Annotated in this window: 30 protein-coding genes; all 30 read right to left on the reverse strand. The window is 32.2% G+C overall.

The window, feature by feature from the left end; translation table 11 throughout:
• Window positions 1-27: 27 nt before the first annotated feature.
• Window positions 28-315, reverse strand: coding sequence for a hypothetical protein (locus ACQY63_RS03715; protein WP_296965292.1), 288 nt, complete (start codon window positions 313-315; stop codon window positions 28-30).
• 373 nt (window positions 316-688) lie between these two features.
• Window positions 689-1,333, reverse strand: coding sequence for an ADP-ribosyltransferase (locus tag ACQY63_RS03720; RefSeq protein WP_022165054.1), 645 nt, complete (start codon window positions 1,331-1,333; stop codon window positions 689-691).
• A gap of 70 nt (window positions 1,334-1,403) precedes the next feature.
• Window positions 1,404-1,670, reverse strand: a complete 267-nt coding sequence (locus ACQY63_RS03725; protein ID WP_022165053.1) for a type II toxin-antitoxin system RelE/ParE family toxin — start codon at window positions 1,668-1,670, stop codon at window positions 1,404-1,406.
• On the reverse strand, window positions 1,671-2,036 hold the full coding sequence (locus tag ACQY63_RS03730; protein ID WP_428244748.1) for an AbrB/MazE/SpoVT family DNA-binding domain-containing protein: 366 nt from the start codon (window positions 2,034-2,036) through the stop codon (window positions 1,671-1,673). It lies immediately after the preceding gene.
• Window positions 2,029-2,328 carry a hypothetical protein gene (locus tag ACQY63_RS03735; RefSeq protein WP_022165051.1) on the reverse strand — a complete coding sequence of 100 codons (300 nt, stop codon included), beginning with the start codon at window positions 2,326-2,328 and terminating at the stop codon, window positions 2,029-2,031. Before ACQY63_RS03735 ends, ACQY63_RS03730 begins: the two co-directional genes overlap by 8 nt.
• Window positions 2,329-2,490: 162 nt before the next feature.
• The gene (locus tag ACQY63_RS03740) at window positions 2,491-3,051 is read right to left on the reverse strand and encodes a septation protein SpoVG family protein (RefSeq protein WP_428244749.1); all 561 of its coding nucleotides are present in this window, start codon (window positions 3,049-3,051) and stop codon (window positions 2,491-2,493) included.
• A 44-nt stretch (window positions 3,052-3,095) separates the two neighbouring features.
• Window positions 3,096-3,299, reverse strand: a complete 204-nt coding sequence (locus tag ACQY63_RS03745; protein ID WP_428244750.1) for a hypothetical protein — start codon at window positions 3,297-3,299, stop codon at window positions 3,096-3,098.
• A 4-nt stretch (window positions 3,300-3,303) separates the two neighbouring features.
• Window positions 3,304-3,543 carry a hypothetical protein gene (locus ACQY63_RS03750; protein WP_428244751.1) on the reverse strand — a complete coding sequence of 80 codons (240 nt, stop codon included), beginning with the start codon at window positions 3,541-3,543 and terminating at the stop codon, window positions 3,304-3,306.
• A 534-nt stretch (window positions 3,544-4,077) separates the two neighbouring features.
• Window positions 4,078-4,536 carry a JAB domain-containing protein gene (locus tag ACQY63_RS03755; RefSeq protein ID WP_022165046.1) on the reverse strand — a complete coding sequence of 153 codons (459 nt, stop codon included), beginning with the start codon at window positions 4,534-4,536 and terminating at the stop codon, window positions 4,078-4,080.
• Window positions 4,514-4,786 (reverse strand): hypothetical protein, encoded by a 273-nt coding sequence (locus ACQY63_RS03760; RefSeq protein ID WP_412335100.1) that lies wholly within the window; start codon window positions 4,784-4,786, stop codon window positions 4,514-4,516. Before ACQY63_RS03760 ends, ACQY63_RS03755 begins: the two co-directional genes overlap by 23 nt.
• A gap of 54 nt (window positions 4,787-4,840) precedes the next feature.
• Window positions 4,841-5,740 (reverse strand): DUF5688 family protein, encoded by a 900-nt coding sequence (locus ACQY63_RS03765; protein WP_296965272.1) that lies wholly within the window; start codon window positions 5,738-5,740, stop codon window positions 4,841-4,843.
• Window positions 5,741-5,798: 58 nt separating this feature from the next.
• A complete protein-coding gene (locus tag ACQY63_RS03770) occupies window positions 5,799-6,083 on the reverse strand; it encodes a hypothetical protein (protein ID WP_296965270.1) in 285 nt (94 codons plus the stop codon).
• A 570-nt stretch (window positions 6,084-6,653) separates the two neighbouring features.
• Window positions 6,654-7,190: a hypothetical protein gene (locus ACQY63_RS03775; RefSeq protein ID WP_428244752.1), complete on the reverse strand. Its 537-nt coding sequence runs from the start codon at window positions 7,188-7,190 to the stop codon at window positions 6,654-6,656.
• Between the two features lie 28 nt (window positions 7,191-7,218).
• Window positions 7,219-7,872, reverse strand: coding sequence for a hypothetical protein (locus ACQY63_RS03780; RefSeq protein ID WP_428244753.1), 654 nt, complete (start codon window positions 7,870-7,872; stop codon window positions 7,219-7,221).
• Between the two features lie 579 nt (window positions 7,873-8,451).
• Entirely contained in the window at window positions 8,452-9,306 is an 855-nt protein-coding gene (locus tag ACQY63_RS03785; RefSeq protein WP_428244754.1) for a hypothetical protein, read from the reverse strand.
• Window positions 9,307-9,566: 260 nt separating this feature from the next.
• Entirely contained in the window at window positions 9,567-9,869 is a 303-nt protein-coding gene (locus tag ACQY63_RS03790; RefSeq protein ID WP_428244755.1) for a hypothetical protein, read from the reverse strand.
• Window positions 9,845-10,471 (reverse strand): hypothetical protein, encoded by a 627-nt coding sequence (locus ACQY63_RS03795; RefSeq protein WP_428244756.1) that lies wholly within the window; start codon window positions 10,469-10,471, stop codon window positions 9,845-9,847. The genes ACQY63_RS03790 and ACQY63_RS03795 overlap by 25 nt, the downstream gene beginning before the upstream one ends.
• 27 nt (window positions 10,472-10,498) lie before the next feature.
• Window positions 10,499-13,240: a zincin-like metallopeptidase domain-containing protein gene (locus tag ACQY63_RS03800; RefSeq protein ID WP_428244757.1), complete on the reverse strand. Its 2,742-nt coding sequence runs from the start codon at window positions 13,238-13,240 to the stop codon at window positions 10,499-10,501.
• Complete coding sequence (locus ACQY63_RS03805) at window positions 13,241-13,384, reverse strand: hypothetical protein (protein WP_022165037.1); 144 nt, start codon at window positions 13,382-13,384, stop codon at window positions 13,241-13,243. It lies immediately after the preceding gene.
• A complete protein-coding gene (locus ACQY63_RS03810) occupies window positions 13,377-14,468 on the reverse strand; it encodes a hypothetical protein (protein ID WP_428244758.1) in 1,092 nt (363 codons plus the stop codon). Before ACQY63_RS03810 ends, ACQY63_RS03805 begins: the two co-directional genes overlap by 8 nt.
• A gap of 2 nt (window positions 14,469-14,470) precedes the next feature.
• On the reverse strand, window positions 14,471-15,271 hold the full coding sequence (locus ACQY63_RS03815) for a hypothetical protein (protein WP_299057381.1): 801 nt from the start codon (window positions 15,269-15,271) through the stop codon (window positions 14,471-14,473).
• A gap of 100 nt (window positions 15,272-15,371) precedes the next feature.
• Window positions 15,372-15,539, reverse strand: a complete 168-nt coding sequence (locus tag ACQY63_RS03820) for a hypothetical protein (protein WP_299057384.1) — start codon at window positions 15,537-15,539, stop codon at window positions 15,372-15,374.
• Window positions 15,540-15,602: 63 nt separating this feature from the next.
• Window positions 15,603-16,556, reverse strand: coding sequence for a toprim domain-containing protein (locus ACQY63_RS03825; RefSeq protein WP_428244759.1), 954 nt, complete (start codon window positions 16,554-16,556; stop codon window positions 15,603-15,605).
• Window positions 16,557-16,567: 11 nt separating this feature from the next.
• Window positions 16,568-17,377, reverse strand: coding sequence for a hypothetical protein (locus tag ACQY63_RS03830; RefSeq protein ID WP_299057389.1), 810 nt, complete (start codon window positions 17,375-17,377; stop codon window positions 16,568-16,570).
• Window positions 17,378-17,387: 10 nt separating this feature from the next.
• Window positions 17,388-17,876: a hypothetical protein gene (locus ACQY63_RS03835; protein WP_428244760.1), complete on the reverse strand. Its 489-nt coding sequence runs from the start codon at window positions 17,874-17,876 to the stop codon at window positions 17,388-17,390.
• A gap of 15 nt (window positions 17,877-17,891) precedes the next feature.
• Window positions 17,892-19,136 carry a lysozyme family protein gene (locus ACQY63_RS03840; RefSeq protein ID WP_428244761.1) on the reverse strand — a complete coding sequence of 415 codons (1,245 nt, stop codon included), beginning with the start codon at window positions 19,134-19,136 and terminating at the stop codon, window positions 17,892-17,894.
• A gap of 3 nt (window positions 19,137-19,139) precedes the next feature.
• On the reverse strand, window positions 19,140-21,053 hold the full coding sequence (locus tag ACQY63_RS03845; protein ID WP_299057398.1) for a VirB4 family type IV secretion system protein: 1,914 nt from the start codon (window positions 21,051-21,053) through the stop codon (window positions 19,140-19,142).
• A 2-nt stretch (window positions 21,054-21,055) separates the two neighbouring features.
• Window positions 21,056-21,640: a hypothetical protein gene (locus tag ACQY63_RS03850; RefSeq protein WP_299057401.1), complete on the reverse strand. Its 585-nt coding sequence runs from the start codon at window positions 21,638-21,640 to the stop codon at window positions 21,056-21,058.
• Entirely contained in the window at window positions 21,627-21,953 is a 327-nt protein-coding gene (locus tag ACQY63_RS03855) for a DUF5592 family protein (RefSeq protein WP_299057404.1), read from the reverse strand. The genes ACQY63_RS03850 and ACQY63_RS03855 overlap by 14 nt, the downstream gene beginning before the upstream one ends.
• The gene (locus ACQY63_RS03860; RefSeq protein ID WP_428244762.1) at window positions 21,953-24,040 is read right to left on the reverse strand and encodes a pLS20_p028 family conjugation system transmembrane protein; all 2,088 of its coding nucleotides are present in this window, start codon (window positions 24,038-24,040) and stop codon (window positions 21,953-21,955) included. Before ACQY63_RS03860 ends, ACQY63_RS03855 begins: the two co-directional genes overlap by 1 nt.
• Between the last annotated feature and the right edge of the window lie 6 nt (window positions 24,041-24,046).

Consider the following 24,046-nt stretch of genomic DNA (forward strand, 5'->3'; position numbering starts at 1 on the left):
CGTTTTATCATTACTTTTTTCACTGATTTATGTTATTGGTTGTTCAATTTTATTTTCTATTACAGACAGCTTATCTATCATTCGCTCCATCATCACATTGTTTTCGTGTATTACATCATTAGCCTGTTCCAATCTGTCTGTTATTGCATCAACTAAATTTGAATATTTATTATCCATTTCATTTATGTCCTTGATTATTGCAATCTGCTGTATATACATTTTTAAATATTCATTTCGACTGATTCCCTTTTTCTTTGCAAGTTCATCTATTTTCTTGATTGCGACCGGGTCTATGTTTCTTAATGAAATATTCATCTCAACCACCTCTCTTTTTATATTGCAAAAGCAATATTATTATATTGTAAATAATATATCTTTTGCATGTTAATTGCAACACTTTTGGTGCAATTCCGTATAAATTCACACTATGTTACTTGTGCAAAAGTGTGGATTTATGGACATAAGCAATAGCATGGAATCGTTCGGCACTGCCGAACTATCAACGCAGTTGATATCAGATTCCTCTTATGCTCTTTTTTCTCACTGACACTTGAAAGTGCTGTGAGAAAATTCCGCTGCTTTATGTCTGCGACGCTCCCTTAAAAAAGAAAAATCAAAATAATATTCGGGCGAAAAAAAAGAATCACAACTTTACTTTTGTGATTCTTTTATGATTTTAACTAAGCCTTTACACATTTATTATTGAGCTAATTTCACACCCATATATCCAACCATTGATTTCTTCATCAAAATAAGGCTTCTCACATAATCTCAAATTAGTATTATTTTGCAACAATAATTCATTTTCATTTCTCTGTACTAATGGATTAACATATACCCCTATCATTCCTTTTGGAACATATACTTTTAATAATGAAGTTCCTTCAGGTGCACACTTATATATCTCCTTAATTAAGCTTACACTTGTAAATCCACCATTCCAAAATTTTTCGTCCTTTTCCTTTGAATTAAATAATTCTTTTATAAATTGATTTTCTACATATCTGTAAGTAATTATATTCTCTGGCACTCGAGGGGCAAATATTAACTCTTCTGAAATTTTATAAGCACACATTTTTATTTCTTCATCTACACAAATTCCATTTCTTAAATATTCATTAATTAACTTATAACCATTTGCACAATAGAACTCTATTGGTTTAAATACATTTTTACCAACATTAAAAAGCCCCGCATGTATTTTTATCTTTTCATTTTCTTTCATTCTTTTTGCCCAATCTTCATATATTTTTGTCCCCCATTCATCAGCTTGTTTCCCCGAAATAAATTTTCTATATTCATTTTCTTTTATACATTCATAATTTAAGTTCATATATCTACCTCTAAATCAATTAAAAAACCTCAACAAATTGTTGAGGTTTTTATTGTAACTTTTTATATTTTTAAAACTTTTTTAAAATGTCATGATGTCCAACATCGACAATAATTATCATTTTGTCGTTTTCATAAAACCATATAACTCGTATGTCCATGTTCACGCTAAATTCAAAATAATCCTTAGCTCCTTGTATATGTTTAGTTCTTAAGGATGGGTGAAATGGATTTTCTACGAAAAGTCGCATCTTTCTTTTAAACTGCTCCTTTTCTTTATCCGCAAGTTTTTTATAGTTTTTCTTAAACCTTTGCGTATATGTTACTTTAAAAGCCATTTATTCCTCCAACTTATCAAACAATGCATCCAGATTGTCAAATACAGGCTGTTCTCCTGATTTCAATTTTTCCTTCACATCGTTAATTTCATCCTTTAGATCATCTAAATATTTTTTTGGATATACTGTAACCGGCATAATGTAAATTGCACCATCCTTTTCCATTATATTCAATTTATCTCCTTCAGCTAATCCTAACTTTGTTACAATTTCCTTAGGAATTGTAATTTGTGATTTCTGTCTTAATTCTGTCAACATGTCAAATACCTCCACATTCCAATAATAAGATTTTCCTACTTTCTTACTATTATTATATCCACATGTTTCCTTTTTGACAACAAATAGAAAATGGTATTTTCTATTCATTATTCTCTTTTTCTTTTACCCACTTTTTAATTAGGTCGATTTCTTTATTCATATTTACCTCCTTCGTAGGCCTCCAACCCTCACTCATATATCTTAATTCTTCTTCCCATGTCTCAATATCATCATCTATATATTGTGCTTCTTCGCTTGCTTCCTCTGGATGCTCTTTAAAATATTCTTTGTCGTTTATTGCTATTTCTATATTCTCTAAATTCTCTAAATAATGTTGTGGTTCATACCCCTCGCAGAGCAGATGCCATAAAAGTGTCTGTCTATTTTCTAAACAATACATTTCTCTTCTCCTTTCATTGTATTCCTTTTATTATACATTCTTTATGCTAAGAGTTCTATAAAAGCTGATAATAAAATGTATAAAAAACCTATAACTGACACTGTAGCCTGTATGTTTCCCTTTAATTCTTTTTTTCTTTGTGCTTTTGTCATCTTAATCCTCCTATGCTGTTTTCTTTAAATCCTTTTGTCTGAAATATTCATTTAAAATAAGTTCATTTAATGCTCTGTACGCTTCAGGTGTTGGTAAACTTATAACTTCGTGATAATTTCCCCAGGCATCTTTTTTCTTAGGCATTGAAACATAGAGTCCTTTTTCATCTTCCATTACACGTATTCTGTTAATTCTCATTTTTCCTTCGATTACAACTGTTGCATAAGCTTTTTGCTTACCTCTTTCGTCTATGAACAGATTGACTTCCATGCCTTTTGTATATGGTTCGTTTAAAAGTGAAATTCTGTTCATGTATTCTTTCATTACAAGAATTGAAATTTTCTCTCTTTCTTCCTTAGTGGTGAAAAAAGCATAATCCTGAATATCTCCGTTCTCTTTTCTGATTCCAGGCATTAAGACACATAAGCCATATTTACCTGACACGAGATTTACATCATTTATTAAAAACATGTTGTTTACAAGTATTGTTGAGCTTGCTATAAGTCCACCTTTTTCATATTTTTCCTCAGCGTTTCTATTTATTTTCATATCTGTAACTTTGATTTCCATGTTTAATCCTTTCTGACCTCGTAACCTCCGGGGCTGGTTATTTATTAAGCAATCTGTTTTATAATGTCATTTATCATTGACGTTCCTGAATCCATTGAAACATTTGCAATTTTTACACTATCATTTTCAAATGTTGCTTTTACTGTTTCTGTTTTGCTGTCATATTCCAAGCTGCTTAAATTGCTTAGGTTGCTTGTTGCTCTTAGTGTTTTTGTAAGTAAATTACAAATAAGTTGTAAATCTTCCATATTTTTAAATCCTTTCTAATTTTCCTGTTATCTGGTTACTAAAATATTTTGTCCCGGTTCTTACATTTTCAAAATGTACAGCTGGTGCAAAGCTGCTAAATGCTTTAAATTTTTCCTTCCACATGATTCCTATTTGCTTTTTCTCTTCCACAACATCGAATACATTTCCATAAACTCTTGTTTTGATTTCATTTCCCTTCTCATCATAAAAATGAACCTTGACTTTACTGTTTTTTCTAATCATTATCTTCACCTCCCTGTCTGAAATTTAAAATTTGTTTCTGGCATGTTTGGGATTGGGTGCTTCCCAATTCAGTTGATATTAAGTTTTTATGCTAAATCACCTACTTTCTTTAATTTAAAATTGTTTCTGTATATGTTGGTTTTTGGTTTGCTTGCACATTGAAAAAATCATTTCAAAATATCTACAAGGGCGTGCAACGTGCATTTTACCCTTGTAGATATTTTTCAATGATTTAATGTGCGAATAAGCAAACCTGCCAACATTACAGTGAAACAATTTAAAGAAAGCCATAATGTATGTGCATAAAAACGTAAATATCAATGTCCGTTTCCAACAGCATAGTGGGATGTGGATTTTAAGAAATCCCCGCCCCGAGGTTGGGGGAACGGCAACTGGATTTATCTGTATGACTGATTCTGCACGAAACGCATCGTGTGATGTGCGAATCAGGATGTAGATAAATCAGGCGGGGAGGGGCGGCAAATAAAAAGGAAAAAGATAGCAGCCTCAAATTCCTTCAGACTAATATCTTTTTTACAATTCTTTATTTTTCAAATATGAATAGACTCCATTTCCAACAATTATGAAATCTAACAGATTTATTCCCATGATTTTACCTGCCTCTTTTATCTTTATTGCTACTCTGTTATCTTCTTTTGAAGGCTGTATGTCTAACGAAGGATGATTATGAGCAATTACAATTTTTACAGCTCCGCAAAGCAACGCTCTCATAAATATTTCCCTTGTATTTGCAATGCATTGGTTAGCCGTACCATGACCTACTTCAAATATTCCAAGAAGATTACATTTAGTATCAAAAGCAAGCATGTATACATACTCTTCCGCTTTTCTGTTAAGTCCAACACTTGCATTTAGAAATTCTGCTATTTTAGTTGGACTGTCAAGAGGCTTTCCCGATGTTTCATAAGTGTCTTCTTCAACCATTAACGGATGTTTTAAAGCATCCATTTCAATTCCGTATTTTTTTACCATGATTAAAGACCTCCCATTCCTCAACTGCACTGTCAATCGCATAATGTTCATTATCACTATTATCAACTTCCTTAAGAATATCAAAGGCTCTTTCTGTGACAAATTCTATTTTTTCATCCGACCAATCAGTATTATTGTTTCCTACATACTCTAACAGGCATTGCTTTTCAAAGTATTGATGCACTTTCATTATCTGCTCTTCATTCAAAATTATTTTTAATCCATTATCTAATTCAATCTTGTATTCCATTTCCTACCTCCCTTTTATAGAAAAAGAGAGAAGCCGAAGCCTCTCTCTTAATAACTATGCTATTTTAATTTCACCATTAGCATATTTATACACATTATACGTAAGGCGGTCTTCAGGTTTAACCTGACCATCATTAATTTCTGTAACCATTTCTCTAAGTGATTCAGCATCTGCTTCATCTATAGGAACTACAATGCATTCATGTACACTTGAAGGAAGTATGTAATAATCACCCTTTATAATCTCTTTAAGCTCTGCCAACATTGTTTTGTTTAAAATAACACTTGCTCCATTTACATTTTGTTTGTTGGTAATTACGTACATTGGTATTGAAGATGTAAAAGAACTACACATTGATTCTTCTAGTTCGTCTTCTGTAATTCCTACTATTCTACATATAACTTTTTCCATATTTTCAATTACATAATCTTCTTCAATGTTCTTAATAGCATTTATATACAACTCTTCTTTTGTTACTCCTGCCATTTTAAGATTATCACGTTTAATTGTATAGCTTGCAACTTCCTTCCCTGTATCAAGATTTGGAATTTCAACATAAAATAGAATTAACATGTCCAAATATCTTGCGTACACTATTTCATTATTGATTACATTTTCCAAATTGGTTTCAGATATCATTCTCGGTTTGACAGTGGCAAGTATCTGTTCTCTACTGCATATTTCTTTTATGTCAACTGTAACTTTTTTACTTTCTTCATAAACTGCATCCAGATATTCAATTAACTTTTCATCATTATCCCAAACATCTTCCATACATTCCTTATAAATTGTAGCTGATGCATGTCCTTCTTCTTTGTCATGGTGAATTAGCACAAATGCGTTTTTCATTCCATTATTCTTAAAACATTCCACAACTTTAACGTAATACTCTTTTCCCTCTAATTTTGCATTTAAAATTTCTGCTTTTTTCATCATTTCTTCTTTAATATTCATTTTATAGTCCTTTCCGCCCTTGGCATTTAATATATTTATGGTAAAAGAAACGAGCCTACTATTCGTAGACTCGGAATCTTGACCAGTTCACATTCACAACCGTACCTAATATTGCACCTAGTACGTCTCCCCATGTGGGATTTTCACCTTTAAGTTTCTGCACTCTTTTCTGTCGTACCAGCCAGCTCATTAGTATGTTCGTATTGAATATATTTGTTGTATCAAATGCGAACACTACTTCCTGTGGTCTGTATCTGTCACGTCCAAAAGTTTCCTCAACCTTTGTACAATACAATTTTATGACACTGTCGTTAATTGAGTATGAATTAAATTCTACTAACATTTATGCTCCTTTCTTAAAGCAACTGCTCTACAATTTTTCTGATTTTTTATCAGAAGTTATGTGTAGGTGGCAGCAATCTTAAATCTGTCCTGTTTTTTTGCTTATATTTAATTGTCAATGTGCTTTATCGTCTTGCGATGACATAACCGAACAACAGGTTCTGCATACAGCAAGGACGTGAAACGTGCATTTTATCCTTGCTGTAAACAGCAGGTTCTGTGGTAGTATGTCAGTGAGCAAGACAGCACATATGACAATATAAGCAAAAAATCTGACAGATTATTGCTGACAAATATACATATTAACTTCTAAAAAATCAGGAAAATGTAGAGTTGTGGCCAGAAGCGACAAGCTAAAGCCCCCGATGAGCCGGGGGTTGAGGGGTTAGATGCATAAAAAAAGTCCGAAACATCGGACTTTTCTCATATCATTATTATAATAGATATTAAGCACAGCTTAATATCAACTGCTTTTTATAATGCCCTGGGAGACGGGCAGGGCTGTCAGCGTAAGCTGACTGGGTCGGAATGGTACCTTAATCTGTTTGTAAACCATCTTTCAAATTTAAATTTATTCCAATCTTAACTTTACAAAACGACCATCATTTTCAAAACCGAATTTTTCATAAAAATGATCTCTTCTATCCTTATGATCTTCATCAGCCGCAGATAAATCACCGACCAGCAATGAAACATGCATATCCTTAGCATATTTTATTAACGCTTTCATTGCATACGTTCCATAGTGTTCATCAATTGGTCGCATAATTACATCTGGAAATTCAATTGTTCTTTTATACTCTTTTAATGTGAATGGTATCAATGAATTATTTGTTTTTTCACTATATACGCAAACCGCTGCACCATTAACCGTTACAACTAACGTATCACCAGTTTTACTTTCTCCTATAAGTGCTACGTATTCAGAATTATCTATAGTACAATTTTTAGCAATTAAATCATACATTTTTTCTGTTTTTCTATTTTTAATCATATATTCAAAATCCAACTCATCCTTGTAGTCTCTTACCTTGGCATTACACTCCTTAATTATCTCATTGTATTCATTTTTAAATAATTTTAACATTAATTTCTTTTTTAATTTCATTTTTCAACCTTTCCTATATGTAAATCTATTAAATATTTTTCTTTTTAATTTCATTGTCAATAAAATCAAGAATTTCTTTGTAAAAATCATCAAAATGATCCAGATATTCTTGATATCGATTATCATATTTATTTCTTATAACCCTAATTAAATTAGCAGATTCATAAAATTCCATTTTCCTTAACCTACTTTCAAAGTTTGCTTCTCCTTTGAGTATATTATATCCACTAATTAATCCTTGAATTTGCAATAGAGTCGATGCCTTTTCAAACAAAAGTCTTATTGTTTCTAACTTTTCTAAACTATATATCTTTTTTACCAATAAATTAGTAGTACGGTATTCAATGAAACTTCCACCTGTTTTAACATAGTTACTATTTGATATTTTCCTAAATTTATCATTATTCATATCAAAATCTAACTCAACTAAAACATCACCATACATATAGCATGCAGCAATATTATCCTCTGACACAAAAGACAGACCATTATCACTTGTTGTTATCTCTCCCTCCTTATATTCTGCATAACATTTTTCGTAACTCGTCCCCTTTCTTGATTGTGCTAATCTCCAAAAAGATTTTCCTGATTCTGCTAGGTGCTCCAAAGTATCATTAATCTTATCTTTAACTCTAATCTCACCAACAAACACATCATTCTCTTTTAAATTATATTCTTGCATACTCAAACTCCTTTCAAATTAAGTTAATTGTTACTTATATAGTTAATTATGCCGTATATATATATTAAGTCAACATATATATTTTATTTTTTCTTTTTTAAGGGGAATAGTTTTTATTAATACTTAACGTCTTGAATAACTTACCCAACAAATTTAGGAATAGCGTCAGCTATTCGAAGTTGCTCATCGACCGTTAGGGCGATATGGAATGAGCAACTTTCATTATAAAGGAAAGATATAGATATACATATCTAAAAAAGATTAAATGTAAAAATAAAAGATAAGTTAGAAAAGTGGCCGCAAATGACTTCATTGCCTTTATTTATCGTGTGTTCATGATATTTAAGCAGGAAATTTTTTAGACTTAAGTATATTTTTAAAAACCTATTATTTTGACTCAATATTTTTTATGACATATTTTTTTGACTGCGATAATTAAAAAAATAACATCAAAATTCAGGATTTTTCCTAATTTTTGATGTTTCACCATGAAATAAATTGATTTTTTCTCCGGGATAAATTTATTTTTTAGTTTTTCATTATTTATTGCAACGACAAAAAGACCATCATGTGGTCTATTTAAAAAATATATCCTTCTGAAAGCAATTGATGAACTCTTGCAGCACTTGCCGTCTGGTTATCATCCTTGCTATGCATTTTAATTGCTTTTTCTAATGCTGTATCAATACGAAATTCTTCGTATGACTTTATGTAATTCTTATAAATGCCTGCTACATCATTAACAAACTTATCTGTAACTCCCCTAAGTCCATATCGTTTTGCTATGGTCTTAACGAAATATGCTCTATGCTTAATCCTACCATTTAAACAATCTTTAGAATCTAATCCATATGTTTTGCGGTTACGACCAATGTAATAATTGGCTCCACTTATGCTTATGTTAAAGAACTCTTTGAGTGTATGTAAATATTCACGGACACGTCTTTTAGATCTGTCAAACAATTTTGTGAAATATTCATAAAAATCTTCCATGTTCTTTTTATACACTGCTCTAGATCCATTTGCATTTATCTTAACTGATGTTCGATAATATAATAACAGCATCATGGCTTTTTCTCTTGATGACATTTTTTTAAATTCGCTGCATTGAAAAATCTTTTTATTTAAATTGATATATTTTTCATCAAATTTTTCACTTTCTTTATGAGATTCTTCATTTTGAAGCATAAGGTTTACATCATAATCATTAAAATTCTTATGATGTAGAAAATTTATAAGTTCTTTGTCTTTTAATCCATTAATTGCATTATAAAAGGACTGCTTTGACATAATATCTTTAAAATCAGAAACTCTTACGCCACGTACAAGGCCCATGTCATTTTGTCTTTCGAGAAGCCATAAATACATGTTCATTTCACAGTTGGTCAGATTATTCAATTTTTCCTGTTTTAGTATCCAAACTGGAAGTTTCATCTTTTTGTTCCTTTCTGTTCCTTAATGTTTAATAGTAAATAATGCAATTGCTGCAATCTTTTTGCTCTTTAATATTCTAAAATTAATACCTTCTTAATAAATGTTCTTGACAATGTATTTTTTTTACAATATAATTTTTCTCGTAAGAAGCGTGGTATTACATTTTTTGTGAAAATTCTTTGTGTATTTACCGGCTTTTACAGCTGCTTCTTATATGGTGTTTAATATTGCAGATGCTCTTCATGGGCATCTGTAATTTTTTATATGTTCAGAAATTTTTTAAGCTGCATTAAAGTGTTGCTTAACTGAAAAATCAACTCATTTCTCGTCTCCGGGAATACCAGAGAAACGATACCCACAACCGTCAAAAGAAAAATAATAATTCCTATTATGATTTTAATTAATGTTGCAATTATTCTTACTGAAAACTTAATCATGTTATCTTTCTCAACAATCATTACATCTTCAGGAACTTCATATTTTTCCCTAAGCTTAAGTTGTGCGCTTTCCTGCTCTTTTTCCTTTTTTATTTCATTTACTAATTGTCTGTTAAATTTTCCCATTCGTTTAAATTTTTCCTTACATATTTTTTCTTGTAGTATTGTCTTCTTGCATTTTCCGTTTCAACATATTTTTGCCTTATACTTTCCTGATTACTTAGCCAATACTTTTCCTTGTCTGCACATTTTAAATACTCCAACAGATTTTTATTCTTTATGTAGCAATCTGCTAGATATTCATCCACATAGTTCTTGATGGATTCGATGCTTATGATCTTCCTTGTAGTCTTTCCAATTATTACTTCCTTGGAATCTAAAATGTTCTTTCGGATCATGTCCTGTATGGCTTGTCTTGAATTGTTTAAAACATATGCAGCCTGAGGAATTGACAGATATCCTGTCTCGTTAGATTTAACATTAATTCTGCAACTAACTATATTCCAATATATATCCTTATCAGGTGCTTCAAAAAATTCAACTGCCGTCTCATATTTTTCAAGTTTTTTATTAAAATATTCTTCAAGTGATTTAACCGCAATTAATTTCTTGTTGCTCCCGTCTATTGCAGTAAGTTTTCCATCCTTGGCTAAACTCTGAACGTTTCTAATAGTCAAGTTCAAAAGCCATGCTGTTTGCTTAACATCAATGTAATCTTCGATTTGCATTATTATCTGCTCCTTTCTGTTTAAAGTCTATAATTCAAGTTCTCTGCCTTTTAGCATGTTTTTGTTAAGATTCTTCTTCATATAATCAACAACAGGATTCTTTTCCTGCTTAACATTATTCATTCCCTTTTCTATAAGTGAATATTGTTTATCCAACATTTCATTGCTGATTACTTCCATTTCTGCTGACGTAGTTCTGAAGTCTTCAGGAATATTATTTTCTTCTTCGTAATCATATACGGCTTTTATTTTTTCCTGACGTAAATCAAATTCATCTTCTAATGAAATTGCTTTTTCCATTTCATCTGTGTATACATTCAACGACTCAACTTTATTAAAATGCTCCATAAGTCCTCCTTCATTGTCTCCAATGTCCTGTCTCTCCGTAACTTTTCTTCCGTCTCCAAAATCTAATGTATACTTATTCTTTTCGTATAAAGTATATTTGATATGATCCCGATTGTTTGTATTATAAAAATCGTCTTCATTTTTATATTGCGCCCTAATCTGTTCTCTCTCTTTGAAAAAATCATTATCTGCATTACGCATCATTTCATCGTATTCTTTTAATGTATATGTTTGTCCCGAATTAAATTCATTTGCCTCACTCCATTCACATTTAACAACCGGAGTTAATTCAGGATGTTTGGCTAATGCCTCATTTAAAAGATTTTCATTAATTAACAATCCTTTATGTTGATTAAAATGTTCTAATTCTTTAGGTGTGTTGGTATCAATTATCATTCCGAAATCGTTAGCCACCATCACCGGTTTAACCTGCCTGCTTATAAGCTTTTGTGCTAATTTATCTGAGATTTCAATAAGATCACCTTTTTCCCATAAGTCAGGTAAATCTCTTAACGCATCGTATTCATCCTTTGTGGTTGAATAAAGGCTGCATATGAGATTCTTTGTATATGCAGTATTTCCAATTTCCACTTCCTTGTCTATTTTTCCAACGGAATGTGTAATTATGTTTTCTATGCTGTCACCTTTTTCATAATAAGAATTTACCGCCTGACCTATAGCCACTGCATCAGTTCTAAGTTGAGCCGGTATCTCATTGTCGTTGATAAATTCATTAAAACTTCTTTCGTGTCCTTTCATCCCCATTCTGAACCTTGCAGCCTGTGCGTAGGATAATTGAATGTTTTCGCTGTCTCTTATGTAAGTTTCATCAGTTTTATTTTGCATTTGCATGTTATTAAGCTTGCTGTTAATGTAATGTAATTCAGGATTATGTTCGGCAAATTCCTTTATTGCATCCTCGGTTATCTGATTTACGGTATCATGTGTGTAGCTGTTGTAGTGAATTTCATATTCATCCAACATGTTTTTAATTTCAGCATCTTTTTCAATGCTTTCATTAAGATTATGAATACGTCCTTCTTCTTCAAAATTTGAAGCATCTCTCTCAATAAAAACCGAAAAGTTTACATATGCTTCGCTTAACTGATTAACTTCGAATCCATATTCCTGTGTAAGTTCCTTATTGTAAATGGAATTCAGCATTATGGGTGAATCCGTTACTATAAAATCAACCTGATCATAAAGTCTGTCAATTCTTCTTGTCTGTTCTTTTAGTATTGCAAACTGATTTTTAGCTGACCCATTAAGCATTTCCATGTTCTTGTCATATACAAGTTCTTTTGCATATTCCTGAACGTATTCAGCTGTGTATCCTGCTTTTTTCAAAGCTGAGCATACATCAAGACATGCTACTGATTTTCCGGCTCCGGGACCACCATAAGCGTTAATGACAATTGGAATCTTTTTCTGTGGTAATTCTTCAATCCAGTTTCTGTGCATTGCAACATATGATTCCATTTCACTCATAAGGTTTTTGTCTTCTGTGTATTCCTTATTAAACTCACCTTTTTCAATTAAGTAATCAGATATTTTTTCCGCATCCTTAATGGCTGCAAATAATTCATTAGGATTGTTTTCTAAAACGCTTATCCAATCCTGAACATATGCTTCATGATTTTCCATGTATTGATTTTGCTGATAATCAATACCAACTGCCTGTGCCGTAAATGCTGATGCTATTTCAGCTCTCAATTCTTCTCTTGCATATTCCGGGCTTCCAAATGCTCCTGTTAAGTCTCTGTTAAGTCTGCTTACATGACCTGTTGCATGTCCTGCCTCGTGAAGTAATGTTTCCATGTAATCATATTCACTTTCAAATCTGTTGATTTCAGGAAGCACTATTTGGTCATTTGTTCCCGCATAATATGCCTTGTCTCCACCTTCCCTGAATCCTACTCCCATGTTTTTGATTAATGTGTCTCGTCTTTGCATTAATTCTTCAGTATTAAGATTGTACGTCTCTACTATATATTTAGGTATTCCTTCAATCTGCTCTGCATTAAATACAGTGTATGTATTTGACATTGGCTTAACTCTGTTTTTAAACTCTTCTGCTGTTAATTCATCCGTTAATTGTTTTGCCTCTGTTCTTGTTAATTTTCTTTTTTCTTCTGTGTCATACAAAGACCAAAACTCAATCTTTGTTCCTTTTGCTCCAGATTTAATTTTCCATCCTTTTGACTGTGCCTGTTTAAACGTACACCATCTTGGATCTTCAAAATTTCTTTCAAACTGATTATATGAAAGCCACAATGAATTAGCTCCATGATAAGCAGTGTTTGTAACTGCATTAAATGGACGTTCATTTGCGCTCCAACTTCTATGCCATGGAATGGTATCTTTTTTTAGGCAGTCTATGAAACTCTGAATCATTTCCTCACGCATTTTATTAAGCTTCATTTATACCACCTCCTCTTCGATGTCAGACCATTCATACACCACTTCTTCATCCGGTGTATCATATTCGAAGTGATCAGGAATTACAAAATCTTCACTTCCCAGTTTTTCCATGAGTTTTAAAAAATTTTCTACCTGTCTATCCATTTTTATTCCTCCTTCTGAAAAATCCTCTCTTCTCAACTTTTTCTTCTTTTACGCTGCTTAATGGAATCATCTTTTCATATATTTCAGGATTTCCAAAAGTGAACGGGTCTTTTGCTGTGTCGGCAAAAAATGTATATTCACTCTTATCCTCCATTAGTTCAAGTAAATCTTTCTTTTCAGTATCAGAAGTAAAATTGAAAATATAGTACACATTGTTGTAAAAGTTATTTTTGATTACGTTGTATGTTTTGGAAAATTCATCGGGTTTACTTCCAACAACAAAAATTTGAATATCCTTTTCAAGAAAAGATACCTTATTAAAGTCATGGTCACTATAGACACCAAAATCATAAACAATAAAATCATAGTCTTTATTTTGAACTTCTTTTAATTTGTCTGCCTTATAGTACATGTCAACCTTCTGGTACTTAACAACTCCGTCTATATCGTCCTTGTCTACATCTGAATAGGCATCTGCAACGGCTTCAACAAATTTATGATTATTCATTTCATAATAGGCTGCTTTGTATCCCTTAAATAAAAGATATTTGACAATCTGTAATGCCTGTGTGGTCGTTCCCATGCGTTTTATACTTCCTGCTATCCCAATTGTCTTTGTTAGTGTTTTTCTATTTTCTTCATCTTCACTTTGCTCTTCTTCAGCATTAAAGGAAATGCCTCTTTTATCTTCATATCCGAAATTCTCAAAGTAACCATTGATGCACAATTCAAGATCTTCCTTCTTGTCAGATAAATATGAACTGAATATGTAATTTTTAATCCCTTTTTCATATAATCCTGATACAAGTTCAGATTGTGGCGAGTAAGAAACTGCATATATAATTATCTTACAATTAACCGCATCCCTTATCTTTAATATCCAGTCAATAATCACTTCTGCATCATCAGCGTATTGTTCAATGTCAAATACTAAGTATTCGCATTTTTCCTTGTAGTCCATAATCTGTTTAACCTGACTGTCAATGTGTATATTGGCTTCCACATATTCACAGGCTGTATCTATCTTAGATGCCACATCCTCACAAAAAAATCCTCGCTCCCTTGTTCCTACAAAAATAATCATAACTATGCGTTCTCCTCTCGTTTCATTATTTGTCTGACTTCTTCCTGATTCAAAATATTTTTGTGCAGAAGTTCATCCGCTACTTTTCTAATATTTTCTATATTTTCTTCAACAATTTTCTGTGCTTTATTAAATAGCTCTTGTGAATTTTGACAAACCAATTCATCAAAGCCTTTTCCACATCTAACGTAACAATTGTATTTGTCAGAAAATGTTATAATCATCTGTTTTATAAGTTCTTCGGCACTTTCAAAATCTGAATCAATACTTCCCATACTTCCTAAACTACATTTTTTATAAATAATTTTTTCAGTAGCTGCTCCTGCATATTTTATAGTTATAATATTCTTTATAAACTCTTCATCCATTGCAATGATTGATTTATCTTTTAATATTGTCTTTCCACTTTCTGGTCGTTCATTCTCCATGTTTATCTGAACACAACTAATATTTACTCCAAGAGATAATGCTACAACTGCATGTCCTGCTTCATGCAGGCTTATTAACCTTTTATTCCTATAATTTTCGTTATCATTTCTTTCTGAAATTCCTTTCAATATAATAGTAGATTTTCCTACCTGATTATCACTCTCCCCTGAAAACCATCTTTTTTTTGAAATTATATTAAATCCAAATATCAAAACTATATTTAAAATAAATATTTTTTTAACCAAAATTATTATTTCCGTATCTCCTTTAATTTGTTCTTTTAATTCTGGATAAAAAAATAAAAGTAAAAATGCTATTCCACATGAGTATATAAAACAATTCATTATATCCTTTAAAATAACTTTGTAATTCATTCTTTGTCCTCCTATTAATTTTTACCTATGAATATATAAACAATGTAGTTATATTTCTTGTCAAAATATGAATAATTATTTAGAACTTACTGCCTTTAATTTATTCTTTATCTTCATAGTTTTCTTCCTTCCGGTCATTAAATATCTGTTCCACCGCCACTGTTGAATTTCCGTATTTTTTCCTAGATGCTTTCATGATTTTCTCTATTTCATCTAATTTAGGAAATATCTCAATATTTTCATAATCCTCGAAGTCTTTAATAATCATTTTCCTGTACTCCTTATTTTTATTCAATCACCCAAACAATAAGAATCCACGAAGTAATAAATATTAATTATGAGCTTCACCATACTTCTTCAGAACGTCATTCCAATCCTTGCCATATTCACTAGGCGGTAACTGCCATTTAACTTCAATATCTTTATAATCTTGTCGCATGGAGCATATTCTTTGTGCTGCACTAATTCCACCCTTATCATTATCTGTTGCAATTAAGATATTTTTAATGTTACCTATATCTAAATATGTTTTCACAGCTTCCCATTTTCCTGTTCCTCCAAGGGCAAGATAATTGTAATCCTTATATTTTCCATCAAGTAATGTCATTACACTTAAAGCATCGATTACTGATTCAGTTACTATCAATGTTTTTCTGTTATTATTAACGTAAAATCCTTTAGTGTAATCACATCCTGATAGATCCCCGGTAAATTTTTTATAAGTGTTCGTCCCTCTTCTACAGCCAAATATTACACTGTCAGGATTCTTAATATCATAACCAACAAATACACAATTTCCATGATTATCCTGATATAGTATTTTCCTATGTACCATGTCATGAACAACATTCTGTGATATGTGTCTTGTCTTTATCAGATATGCAAAAACTTTTCTCATGTTGTCATCTTTTTGGGGTAACGTAATCTCCTTTGCTTTTTGCATGTCTTTTGTTGATTCTTCTGAAGCTTTTCTTTGTTTAGTTATTTCATTTCTTTCGCTTATCACTCCAATTTCTTGTTCAAATTCCTTTAATGCTTCATATACTGACAAACCATTAAAATTAACGGCAAAATCTATGATTGAACCTTTTTCTCCTATACATTTGCCATATCCCATCTTTGAGTTTTGCCAGTATACATTTTTAACCGGATCTATCATTACGCTGTCATGCTCTTTTAATGAATAATACTTTCCTTTTCGGACGATCGTGTATCCGCTTCTGGATGCATAATTAACAATGCTTATTTCTTCTCTTATTATTTTGAATTTCTCCTGTTTAGTCATGTAATCACCTCTTATTTGGCACTTGCATTTAGATCCTGAATTTGTTTTTTCGTCATTTCAATTCGTTGCCTTATTTCGTTAATGTCTCCATCAAGTTCATTTATTGTTTTCTCGTTATTTGTTATATTATTTTGTGCTTCGGCTATTTTTGAGTCACTTTCCTGTTTTTGTGAATCTGTCTGATATGTTTTCTCATTATTGATTCTTTCTATTTCTTTGGCGATTTCCTCATTTTCATCACTTAATTTTTTCTGTTGAGCCTGATTATCTTTTATCTGCTTTTCATAATTTGCAATTTCAATGTTAAATCTCTTTTTCTTGTAACCTACATAATCTAACGTGTCTATCTTCTTAACTCTCGTTACATCATTCAGATTTGTGTATAATTTAAGAGTAGATGTATTTTTTCCGTTTACATCCATTCTTAATGAAATGTCAGACCAACGGTTTGGAAGTTCTTTAATTTTTACAACAATCCAGTCTTCATCTGACACCTCAACTTCTGTTTTTAACATAGTGCCTCTTAATTCAACCGCACTGAAAGAATATTTGTTATTGCCATCGTATGATTTGTTGTTTACTGTAATTTCAACTTCCATTTCATTCTGTTTTTCCGAATAATCCCATCGGTTAATTATTACTGTTCTATCATCCCATGCAACTTCCGTTCCCACCTTTGTTAAATATGATGCATCGGCGCTTGGGGGCATCCACAAAGTAGAAGTGAAAAAGAACAAATACCCTCCCAACAAAAGAAAAATAACAATTATAAAGCTGAAACTTTCCTGATTTTTTCTTAACGCTATCTTATCTATTTTCATCTTTGAACTCCTAAGCCTGTTTTGATGACCACTGTTTGGTGTTTTTGTTATAGTAAAGATAAAAATACTTTACTTCTCTGTTTTTCCATTTTAAGTAATATGTAAGCATTACCTTATTTTCATTTGTCTTTAATTCAATGTCTCCGGTAAAGGCTGCATAACTTGCATCACCATAGCCGTAACCATTAACAAATGTCATTATCTCGTCTTTTAATCCCTGAGAATCATTGTCTACATATGACATTGTGTTGTCATCAGGAAGACGTACATCTATTTCATGTTCGCCTATATGTTCATCCCTATAAGGATTAACTGTTACCGTTTCATGAGTTACTTCTTCAGTAGTTGTTATGGCTATTTTAGATGTTGACCCTTCAACTGTTGTTTCTTCATTTGTTGTCTCTTCCTTCTCGTTTTCTCCTTTAGGCACTATTGCATAAATGGCTATTGCAAAAGCAATAATAATAAATATGGTTCCTATTACTTTTTTCTTATTCATATTGTTGTCTCCTTATCATCCTGGCTTCTCTGTGTATGAAAAATGCATTGTGTCTTTCTTTCCTGTCCAGTCACCACCCCAGTAAAAACCATGAGCTTTCCATATGTTAATTACCTTTTGTGTGACGCTAAATTTATTTGTTCCGGGCTTATATCCACCGTAACCATTTGTTACATCTACATTAGTATTATAAAAACATGGATTATCGTCCCAGTTTACATCAATTGCTAGTCCGTAAGAGTGCTGCGATACTGTTCCTGTTCCGATGATGTTTTTCCAAACGTACGCACATGTTGATGATGATTTAATTCTAAATTTTGCCTTTACCATGTCTTTAAATATGGCTTTGAACTCTGCCGCTAATTTTACATGAACAGTTAAATTCATCGTTGTTTTCTTTCCCTTTTCGTTAAGAATTGGAACTTTTATTGTAGTCAGATATTTTTTCATGTCATCCTGAGAAAGTGGTGGATTTCCATTTCCCCATATGTATTTTTGTTTGTCTTCGTAACTTACTTTTGCTGCCTCTCCTGCTTTTGAAGCAAATTGTGTGTTTCCTTTATTTGCATTTGAATAATATCTAAGCACATGTTTTACGTAATACGCATCTCCATATTGATATGGTCCTAATATGGTAGCTGATGAACCGGTTCTTGGAACAGGCGTTCCATGGTTTGCATCAGCACTTCTTTTTTTCTGATAAGCCAGAGCATTTTCCTGTGTCCATTTACCCAGATTCTTTAAGTCATTTGCGGTGGTGTCTCTTCCAAAGTTACTACTGTTAATGTAATCTATATATCCACCACCGTAGTTATAAGCCTGTAATGCTGTTTTTATGTTGTCTAAATCATCAGGTGAAGACACCTTGATTTTGTCATGATCAAGATATCCGCATAACACTTTAACTCCATGTTCTATGCTTTGTTTTTTATCTATAGAGTTAGGTGCTTTGCCTAAACTCTCTGAACACTGAAAAACATCTTCTCCCTGTCCTCCTGACTCCTGCATTACTAATGCCAGAAAAAGATTTATGTATTCTTCCTTTCCGTACTTCTTAAGCTCAGCAAGTATATCAGGTCTTAGGGCTTCTACTTCTTCAGATAATGGTGATTCTTCGTAAATGTCCACCTTTTCTTCACTTTCTTCTTCTCCACCTGATAAAATTACTGTAATTCCACTTATCAATGCACTAATCATTGTTACAATTAAGTAAAATATAATAACCGGAATACAGATGTATTTGATTATCTTTCGTTTCAAGAATTACAATCCTCCCTGGAATATTCTGTTTTCTTCCTTGGTTAAATGAACCTTAAACTCAATGTTGCTGTCACCTGAAATTGATAAAATACATTGTCCTATTTCAAGTTTTGGTATCTTTTGAATCTGCGTTGATGTTAGCTCGCCTTCAAAAATTTTGTGAAGAAGTTTCTGTGCATTAGAGTTTTGCCTGAAGATAAATTTATATTGTGTAAGTTCAAATATGTTTTTCAGTTTTTCAATTCCTTCATTTCCACTTCCTTCAGGTGCGTAATCGGCAATTCTTTGTGATGCTAGTCCGATTCCACCAAAATATTTTCTTGCTTCTCTTAAATAAATTGAAATAAGATCCAATGCCTGTACTTTCTTTGCGTTTAGCCATCGATGACTTTCATCAATTAGGATAAGTGTTTTAACAACATCCCACATTTTAATGCTTCCATCATCCAAGCTCTTCTGCATTAACTTTCCATTTGTAACGCAATTATCCCAACATAGTGAAATCATGTTGATGATACTTGCATCAAATACTTCCGGTTTTAATTCCTTAAGGATTGAAAGGTCAAAAGTTATAATCTGTTCATCGGTAATGTTATCAATTGTTGTGTATCCATCAAATAACTTGCCATACGTTTTTACAATGTTTCTGATTATTTTTACTATCTTGTCTCTTAATATTAAAGTTTTGACAACAACCTGTTCTTCTAACTTGCTATATTTTTTTGACTGCATTTCTTTTATGTTTTTGGTTGCTGATTTAAGGAAATCCGAAAAGGTTGGATAGCTTGTTGCAGGCAATCCTGTAAACTGTTTTTGCTTACTCCCAACCTCATTGTCAAAGCCAAACTCCTTGTATAACTCCCTTAACATTTCTTCAAATTCTACAATTTCCTCAGCTTCAACCTTTCCACCAACCAAAAGTTTATAAAAGGTACTTACCTTTGATATGTGTCGTGTAAATGATATGTTTTCGTTATCACCCGCACGTAAGATTTCCAATGGATTTAATATTCCATTAGAACCATCCATTTTGATTACTTTTCCACCAAGTGTTTTTGTAAGTAATGTAAATTCACCACTAACATCAAAAGTCCTTACAAAGTTTCCCTTAGCTGCATTATCCTTTAACTGTTTTTTCAGTAAAGTTGATTTTCCTGAACCCATTTCACCGGTAACAAGGAAATTGTAATATAATCTTGTTGAAGTCTTTGTAAATAAATCAAACAAAACATTTCCACCACATGGAGTTTTTCCTAAAAACGTTCCTGTTGGATCTAGGAGCATTGAGAAATGAAACGGATTACCATGAGCCAGTCCTGTAGCTGTAACGCTCTGCCCATATGGAAAAAACAGCTCCTGTTTTTGTCTTTTGTATGAACGATACATACTCATCCATTCATTTTTAGCTTCATTAAGATAAATTGTTGATAAAAACCCACTGTCAGTTTCCAACTTATCCATTATGTTTTTTATTCTTTTTTCCAGTGAATCAAAGCTTCTGTCAGCTACAAAAATACGGATATGTAATAACTTGATTATTTCGTTGTATGACGTTATTTCATCATACATACGTTTCATTTCCTGAAGCCTTTTATCTGCATCATAAATTTCTGCGAAATCTTTAGCATCATTTTTTCGTCCCGCCTGTTCCTTCATTGACTTGTTCAGATTTTTCTTGACTTCCGACATGTCATCAGTAGAAACGTCAACTAATGCAACCGTTCCGTTGATGTTACATACCTTCGCTAACCAAAAGGTATCTATATCATCAGGAAATTTGTATATGTGAATACAACCTTCATATCCTGATCCGGTTGTTATATACTTAACATCCTTAAAGGTGATTCCACCTGCCGGTTGTATTTTTTCCATCAGATACATGTCTTTGAGTCTTTTCTTTTCTCGCGTAAACTTCATTGTCATTCTCCTTGATTTCCTAAAAAGCACTTGTTGTCTAATCTTTCACATATTACTATTTTTTTCTCCTTGGTAAGCTTCTGTGATAAGTTCTTTTTATCACAACCTAAAACATTAAAAATCATATTTCGGTTATTCATTAATTGTTGTTTTTTACTTCCAAAAATCATGTAATAGTATTCTCTCATCATGTCATTTTTTTCAATCCATATAAGTTCATCTAATTGTCTTTGAAGAAATTTTTTAAATACCTCATTTGATGTGTTTTTAATTTTATATCTAAGATATTCCTGTTGTACTAATGTTTTACATTGAAAATTCATTGCCACAATTTTCAAATCATCAGCATACATTTTGTATAACTTAGTAAATTTCATGATGTCATACTCAACTTCATAATCTGCTGAACTAACCAAATCTTTTGTGTTAATCTGGATTAAATCCATATAACTTTCATCATTCATGACAAAACAATTCATATCATCATCGTAATATGCCACTTCTAAAATTTCCTTAGCTGTGTTAATTATTTGAACTTTCTTATTGCTCTTTTTATCCTTTTTACTGTCCTTTTCATTTTTCTTCATCTTTCTTCTCACTTTCCGGGCGTAATGATAAGTTCTTTTCACTTATATACACATTCTTATCTCTTCTAAAGAAGAGAATCATTGCCTCGTAATTTCTTCTTCTTTTGTTAGATCTGCTTTTTGACGTAAACCATAAAGCTGCAAAAACTGAAAATATGTAGAATGGAATTCTTAAAGTCTCCGAAACTGCATTACCTAGCATTCCTGATACTGCAAAATATATCAGGATAAACCAGAAATCAAAAAGATAAATGTTTCCATGAACTTTAGTCTGGCTCTTTGTTTCATCAAGTGTTATGAATTGAAACTGCATTATTTTTCACTTCCTTTACTGTCATTAAATACCTGTTTATTAAAACTATTCACACTTCCTTTTCCATTTTCACTTGGAATATCTAACTTATTATTCCGGGTACTTCCGTTTACTGAAGAACCTGTTGCACCGGTGCTTAAACTGTTGTTTATGCCTTGACTTGATGATCTTTCTTTAGCCCCATTTGTCCTTGAATCATTACTTCCAAAACTAAAGTCTTTATCAAGTACACCCTGACTATTTCCTGCAAATGTTCTTTCTGCATTATTACTGTCTAAATCAGCATCCATCTTCGAGGTGTCATCCAATCCACTACCACCATTGCCTATCGGATTCATACCGTTAAGCATGTCTTCCTTAGCTTTATCAGGATTACTGCTTGCAATACTTTCATCAGTCATTTCCTTTCCTGTACCATCCGCATTAATATTTTCATTTAATGCATCTGTACCATTACCACTTCCACTTGCTACATCCGTAGCATTTGTATTTTCCATTCCTTCCTGATTCTGGTTTTGATTTTGATTGGATTCCTCGTTTGCATTCAGGTTATTATTAGCATCGCTATTTTCATTGTTTGCATTATTCTGGTCTTCACTGTTCATTGTAGAACCACCATCCTGATTCAAGTTGCTGTTGCTATTGTTTTCCCCCATTCCTGTAGCTCCATTTATTGCATCTGATGAAGCTCCAAATGCGCTTTCAGCAGCACTCTGCTTTCCTGCTCCTGCAACATTCTTTCCAAAACTTGCTGCATGACTTGCCACACTCTTTCCTGCTGAGAAAGCGACTTTTCCAGCCCTTGCTGCCATACTTGTTCCATACATTACACTCATTGCCTTCTGCATACCGTCAGATAATCCAACGTCTTCTCCTGTAATTTTTTGAACAATATTTGGTCCGTCAATTACTGCTAATGCTACAAAAAATAAAAATATTCCTTTTGTAAATCCGCCCCAGTTTTTCCCTGACACATATTCTGTAGCTAATAAATTCATCTTTACAGACACTATCGACAACAGAATAACAATGTAGCTATTCTTTATAGAGTCTAATATTTTTATAACTTTTTGACCGTTTGCTACATTTGGTGAATACAGGTAAGCCAGTAATTCCTGAAATACTATTTCATAGCATGTTCTCACTATCTTGTATGAAAAAAATACTAAAACTATAGCAAACGCCAGCATTTCCAATATTGCTGACCACCAGTCAAATGAATATCTGTAATAATATGTATTAAGCAAGTCAGTCCATGCCACACCGTCGTAACATTCAGACAATACAGTTTTTGTTTTTCCGTTTGCATCGTATAAATCGGTTTTAAAGTTTTCCATTATGACCTTGCTTTCATCCTTTACATCATCCGGGAAAACTATCTCATTTACTTTTAAGGATTTCCATGTTTCCTTAGTTAAAGGTGTTTTTATGTCTGCATTTTTAACTCCGTCTGCATTTTTCTTGTTTAAATTCTCAAGTCCTGCAACCTGATCTATATACAAAAGATCATGTACATTATTACCTAACATGTCATAAACAACATTTTCCTGAGTTTCGCCAAGAATCTCATTTCGTACTTCTTTCGTTAAGAGAGAGTCCATTTGTGAAATCATCCAACTCATCGAACTTACAACCAATATTCCCACGCACAGATTTGTGACAAATTTAGGCTTTTTGTCAGAATTAAACACTAATGTTATTCCAAGCCATCCAAGGGAAACACATAAGAGAGCAACCCATACAACCTGCCATTCTTTTAAGAAATTTTTTACCGGACCATATTTTGTAAAATTTAGCATTCCGAAAGATTTATCAAAAAGATTATTTGCCGATGCAGCAAACTTAACAAAAAATGATAAAACTCCAACTCCAATAGAACGTAACCCGTTACTTACAAGGTCATTTTGTTCAAATAAGTCCTCATTTTCGTTATATATTTTTATTAACTCTTCCGTAGATTCATCTAAGTTATCGGATAGGGCATATACCTGAATCTGATTATTTATCAAAATAAAAGACGTAAGAATAACAATTCCAATTAGTCCTATCAGCATAATCCGTTTTCTTATTTTTTTATAATCAACCATACACTT

The organism is Eubacterium sp. Marseille-QA0814, assembly GCF_965119675.1.
Classification (GTDB): Bacteria; Bacillota; Clostridia; order Lachnospirales; family Lachnospiraceae; genus Eubacterium_G.

What these genes read in the sequence shown, in the direction of transcription:
- ACQY63_RS03750 (WP_428244751.1), bottom strand. Translation starts at nt 3,543, where the DNA reads ATGATTAGAAAAAACAGTAAAGTCAAGGTTCATTTTTATGATGAGAAG.
- ACQY63_RS03860 (WP_428244762.1), bottom strand. Translation starts at nt 24,040, where the DNA reads ATGGTTGATTATAAAAAAATAAGAAAACGGATTATGCTGATAGGACTA.
- ACQY63_RS03805 (WP_022165037.1), bottom strand. Translation starts at nt 13,384, where the DNA reads ATGGATAGACAGGTAGAAAATTTTTTAAAACTCATGGAAAAACTGGGA.
- ACQY63_RS03720 (WP_022165054.1), bottom strand. Translation starts at nt 1,333, where the DNA reads ATGAACTTAAATTATGAATGTATAAAAGAAAATGAATATAGAAAATTT.
- ACQY63_RS03735 (WP_022165051.1), bottom strand. Translation starts at nt 2,328, where the DNA reads ATGTATTGTTTAGAAAATAGACAGACACTTTTATGGCATCTGCTCTGC.
- ACQY63_RS03800 (WP_428244757.1), bottom strand. Translation starts at nt 13,240, where the DNA reads ATGAAGCTTAATAAAATGCGTGAGGAAATGATTCAGAGTTTCATAGAC.
- ACQY63_RS03795 (WP_428244756.1), bottom strand. Translation starts at nt 10,471, where the DNA reads ATGCAAATCGAAGATTACATTGATGTTAAGCAAACAGCATGGCTTTTG.
- ACQY63_RS03780 (WP_428244753.1), bottom strand. Translation starts at nt 7,872, where the DNA reads ATGCAAGAATATAATTTAAAAGAGAATGATGTGTTTGTTGGTGAGATT.
- ACQY63_RS03810 (WP_428244758.1), bottom strand. Translation starts at nt 14,468, where the DNA reads ATGATTATTTTTGTAGGAACAAGGGAGCGAGGATTTTTTTGTGAGGAT.
- ACQY63_RS03760 (WP_412335100.1), bottom strand. Translation starts at nt 4,786, where the DNA reads ATGGAATACAAGATTGAATTAGATAATGGATTAAAAATAATTTTGAAT.
- ACQY63_RS03850 (WP_299057401.1), bottom strand. Translation starts at nt 21,640, where the DNA reads ATGAAGAAAAATGAAAAGGACAGTAAAAAGGATAAAAAGAGCAATAAG.
- ACQY63_RS03740 (WP_428244749.1), bottom strand. Translation starts at nt 3,051, where the DNA reads ATGGAAATCAAAGTTACAGATATGAAAATAAATAGAAACGCTGAGGAA.
- ACQY63_RS03820 (WP_299057384.1), bottom strand. Translation starts at nt 15,539, where the DNA reads ATGATTATTAAAGACTTCGAGGATTATGAAAATATTGAGATATTTCCT.
- ACQY63_RS03835 (WP_428244760.1), bottom strand. Translation starts at nt 17,876, where the DNA reads ATGAATAAGAAAAAAGTAATAGGAACCATATTTATTATTATTGCTTTT.
- ACQY63_RS03785 (WP_428244754.1), bottom strand. Translation starts at nt 9,306, where the DNA reads ATGAAACTTCCAGTTTGGATACTAAAACAGGAAAAATTGAATAATCTG.
- ACQY63_RS03855 (WP_299057404.1), bottom strand. Translation starts at nt 21,953, where the DNA reads ATGCAGTTTCAATTCATAACACTTGATGAAACAAAGAGCCAGACTAAA.
- ACQY63_RS03825 (WP_428244759.1), bottom strand. Translation starts at nt 16,556, where the DNA reads ATGACTAAACAGGAGAAATTCAAAATAATAAGAGAAGAAATAAGCATT.
- ACQY63_RS03745 (WP_428244750.1), bottom strand. Translation starts at nt 3,299, where the DNA reads ATGGAAGATTTACAACTTATTTGTAATTTACTTACAAAAACACTAAGA.
- ACQY63_RS03725 (WP_022165053.1), bottom strand. Translation starts at nt 1,670, where the DNA reads ATGGCTTTTAAAGTAACATATACGCAAAGGTTTAAGAAAAACTATAAA.
- ACQY63_RS03755 (WP_022165046.1), bottom strand. Translation starts at nt 4,536, where the DNA reads ATGGTAAAAAAATACGGAATTGAAATGGATGCTTTAAAACATCCGTTA.
- ACQY63_RS03730 (WP_428244748.1), bottom strand. Translation starts at nt 2,036, where the DNA reads ATGAATAGAAAATACCATTTTCTATTTGTTGTCAAAAAGGAAACATGT.
- ACQY63_RS03830 (WP_299057389.1), bottom strand. Translation starts at nt 17,377, where the DNA reads ATGAAAATAGATAAGATAGCGTTAAGAAAAAATCAGGAAAGTTTCAGC.
- ACQY63_RS03845 (WP_299057398.1), bottom strand. Translation starts at nt 21,053, where the DNA reads ATGAAGTTTACGCGAGAAAAGAAAAGACTCAAAGACATGTATCTGATG.
- ACQY63_RS03815 (WP_299057381.1), bottom strand. Translation starts at nt 15,271, where the DNA reads ATGAATTACAAAGTTATTTTAAAGGATATAATGAATTGTTTTATATAC.
- ACQY63_RS03765 (WP_296965272.1), bottom strand. Translation starts at nt 5,740, where the DNA reads ATGAATATTAAAGAAGAAATGATGAAAAAAGCAGAAATTTTAAATGCA.
- ACQY63_RS03775 (WP_428244752.1), bottom strand. Translation starts at nt 7,190, where the DNA reads ATGAAATTAAAAAAGAAATTAATGTTAAAATTATTTAAAAATGAATAC.
- ACQY63_RS03715 (WP_296965292.1), bottom strand. Translation starts at nt 315, where the DNA reads ATGAATATTTCATTAAGAAACATAGACCCGGTCGCAATCAAGAAAATA.
- ACQY63_RS03790 (WP_428244755.1), bottom strand. Translation starts at nt 9,869, where the DNA reads ATGGGAAAATTTAACAGACAATTAGTAAATGAAATAAAAAAGGAAAAA.
- ACQY63_RS03770 (WP_296965270.1), bottom strand. Translation starts at nt 6,083, where the DNA reads ATGTTAGTAGAATTTAATTCATACTCAATTAACGACAGTGTCATAAAA.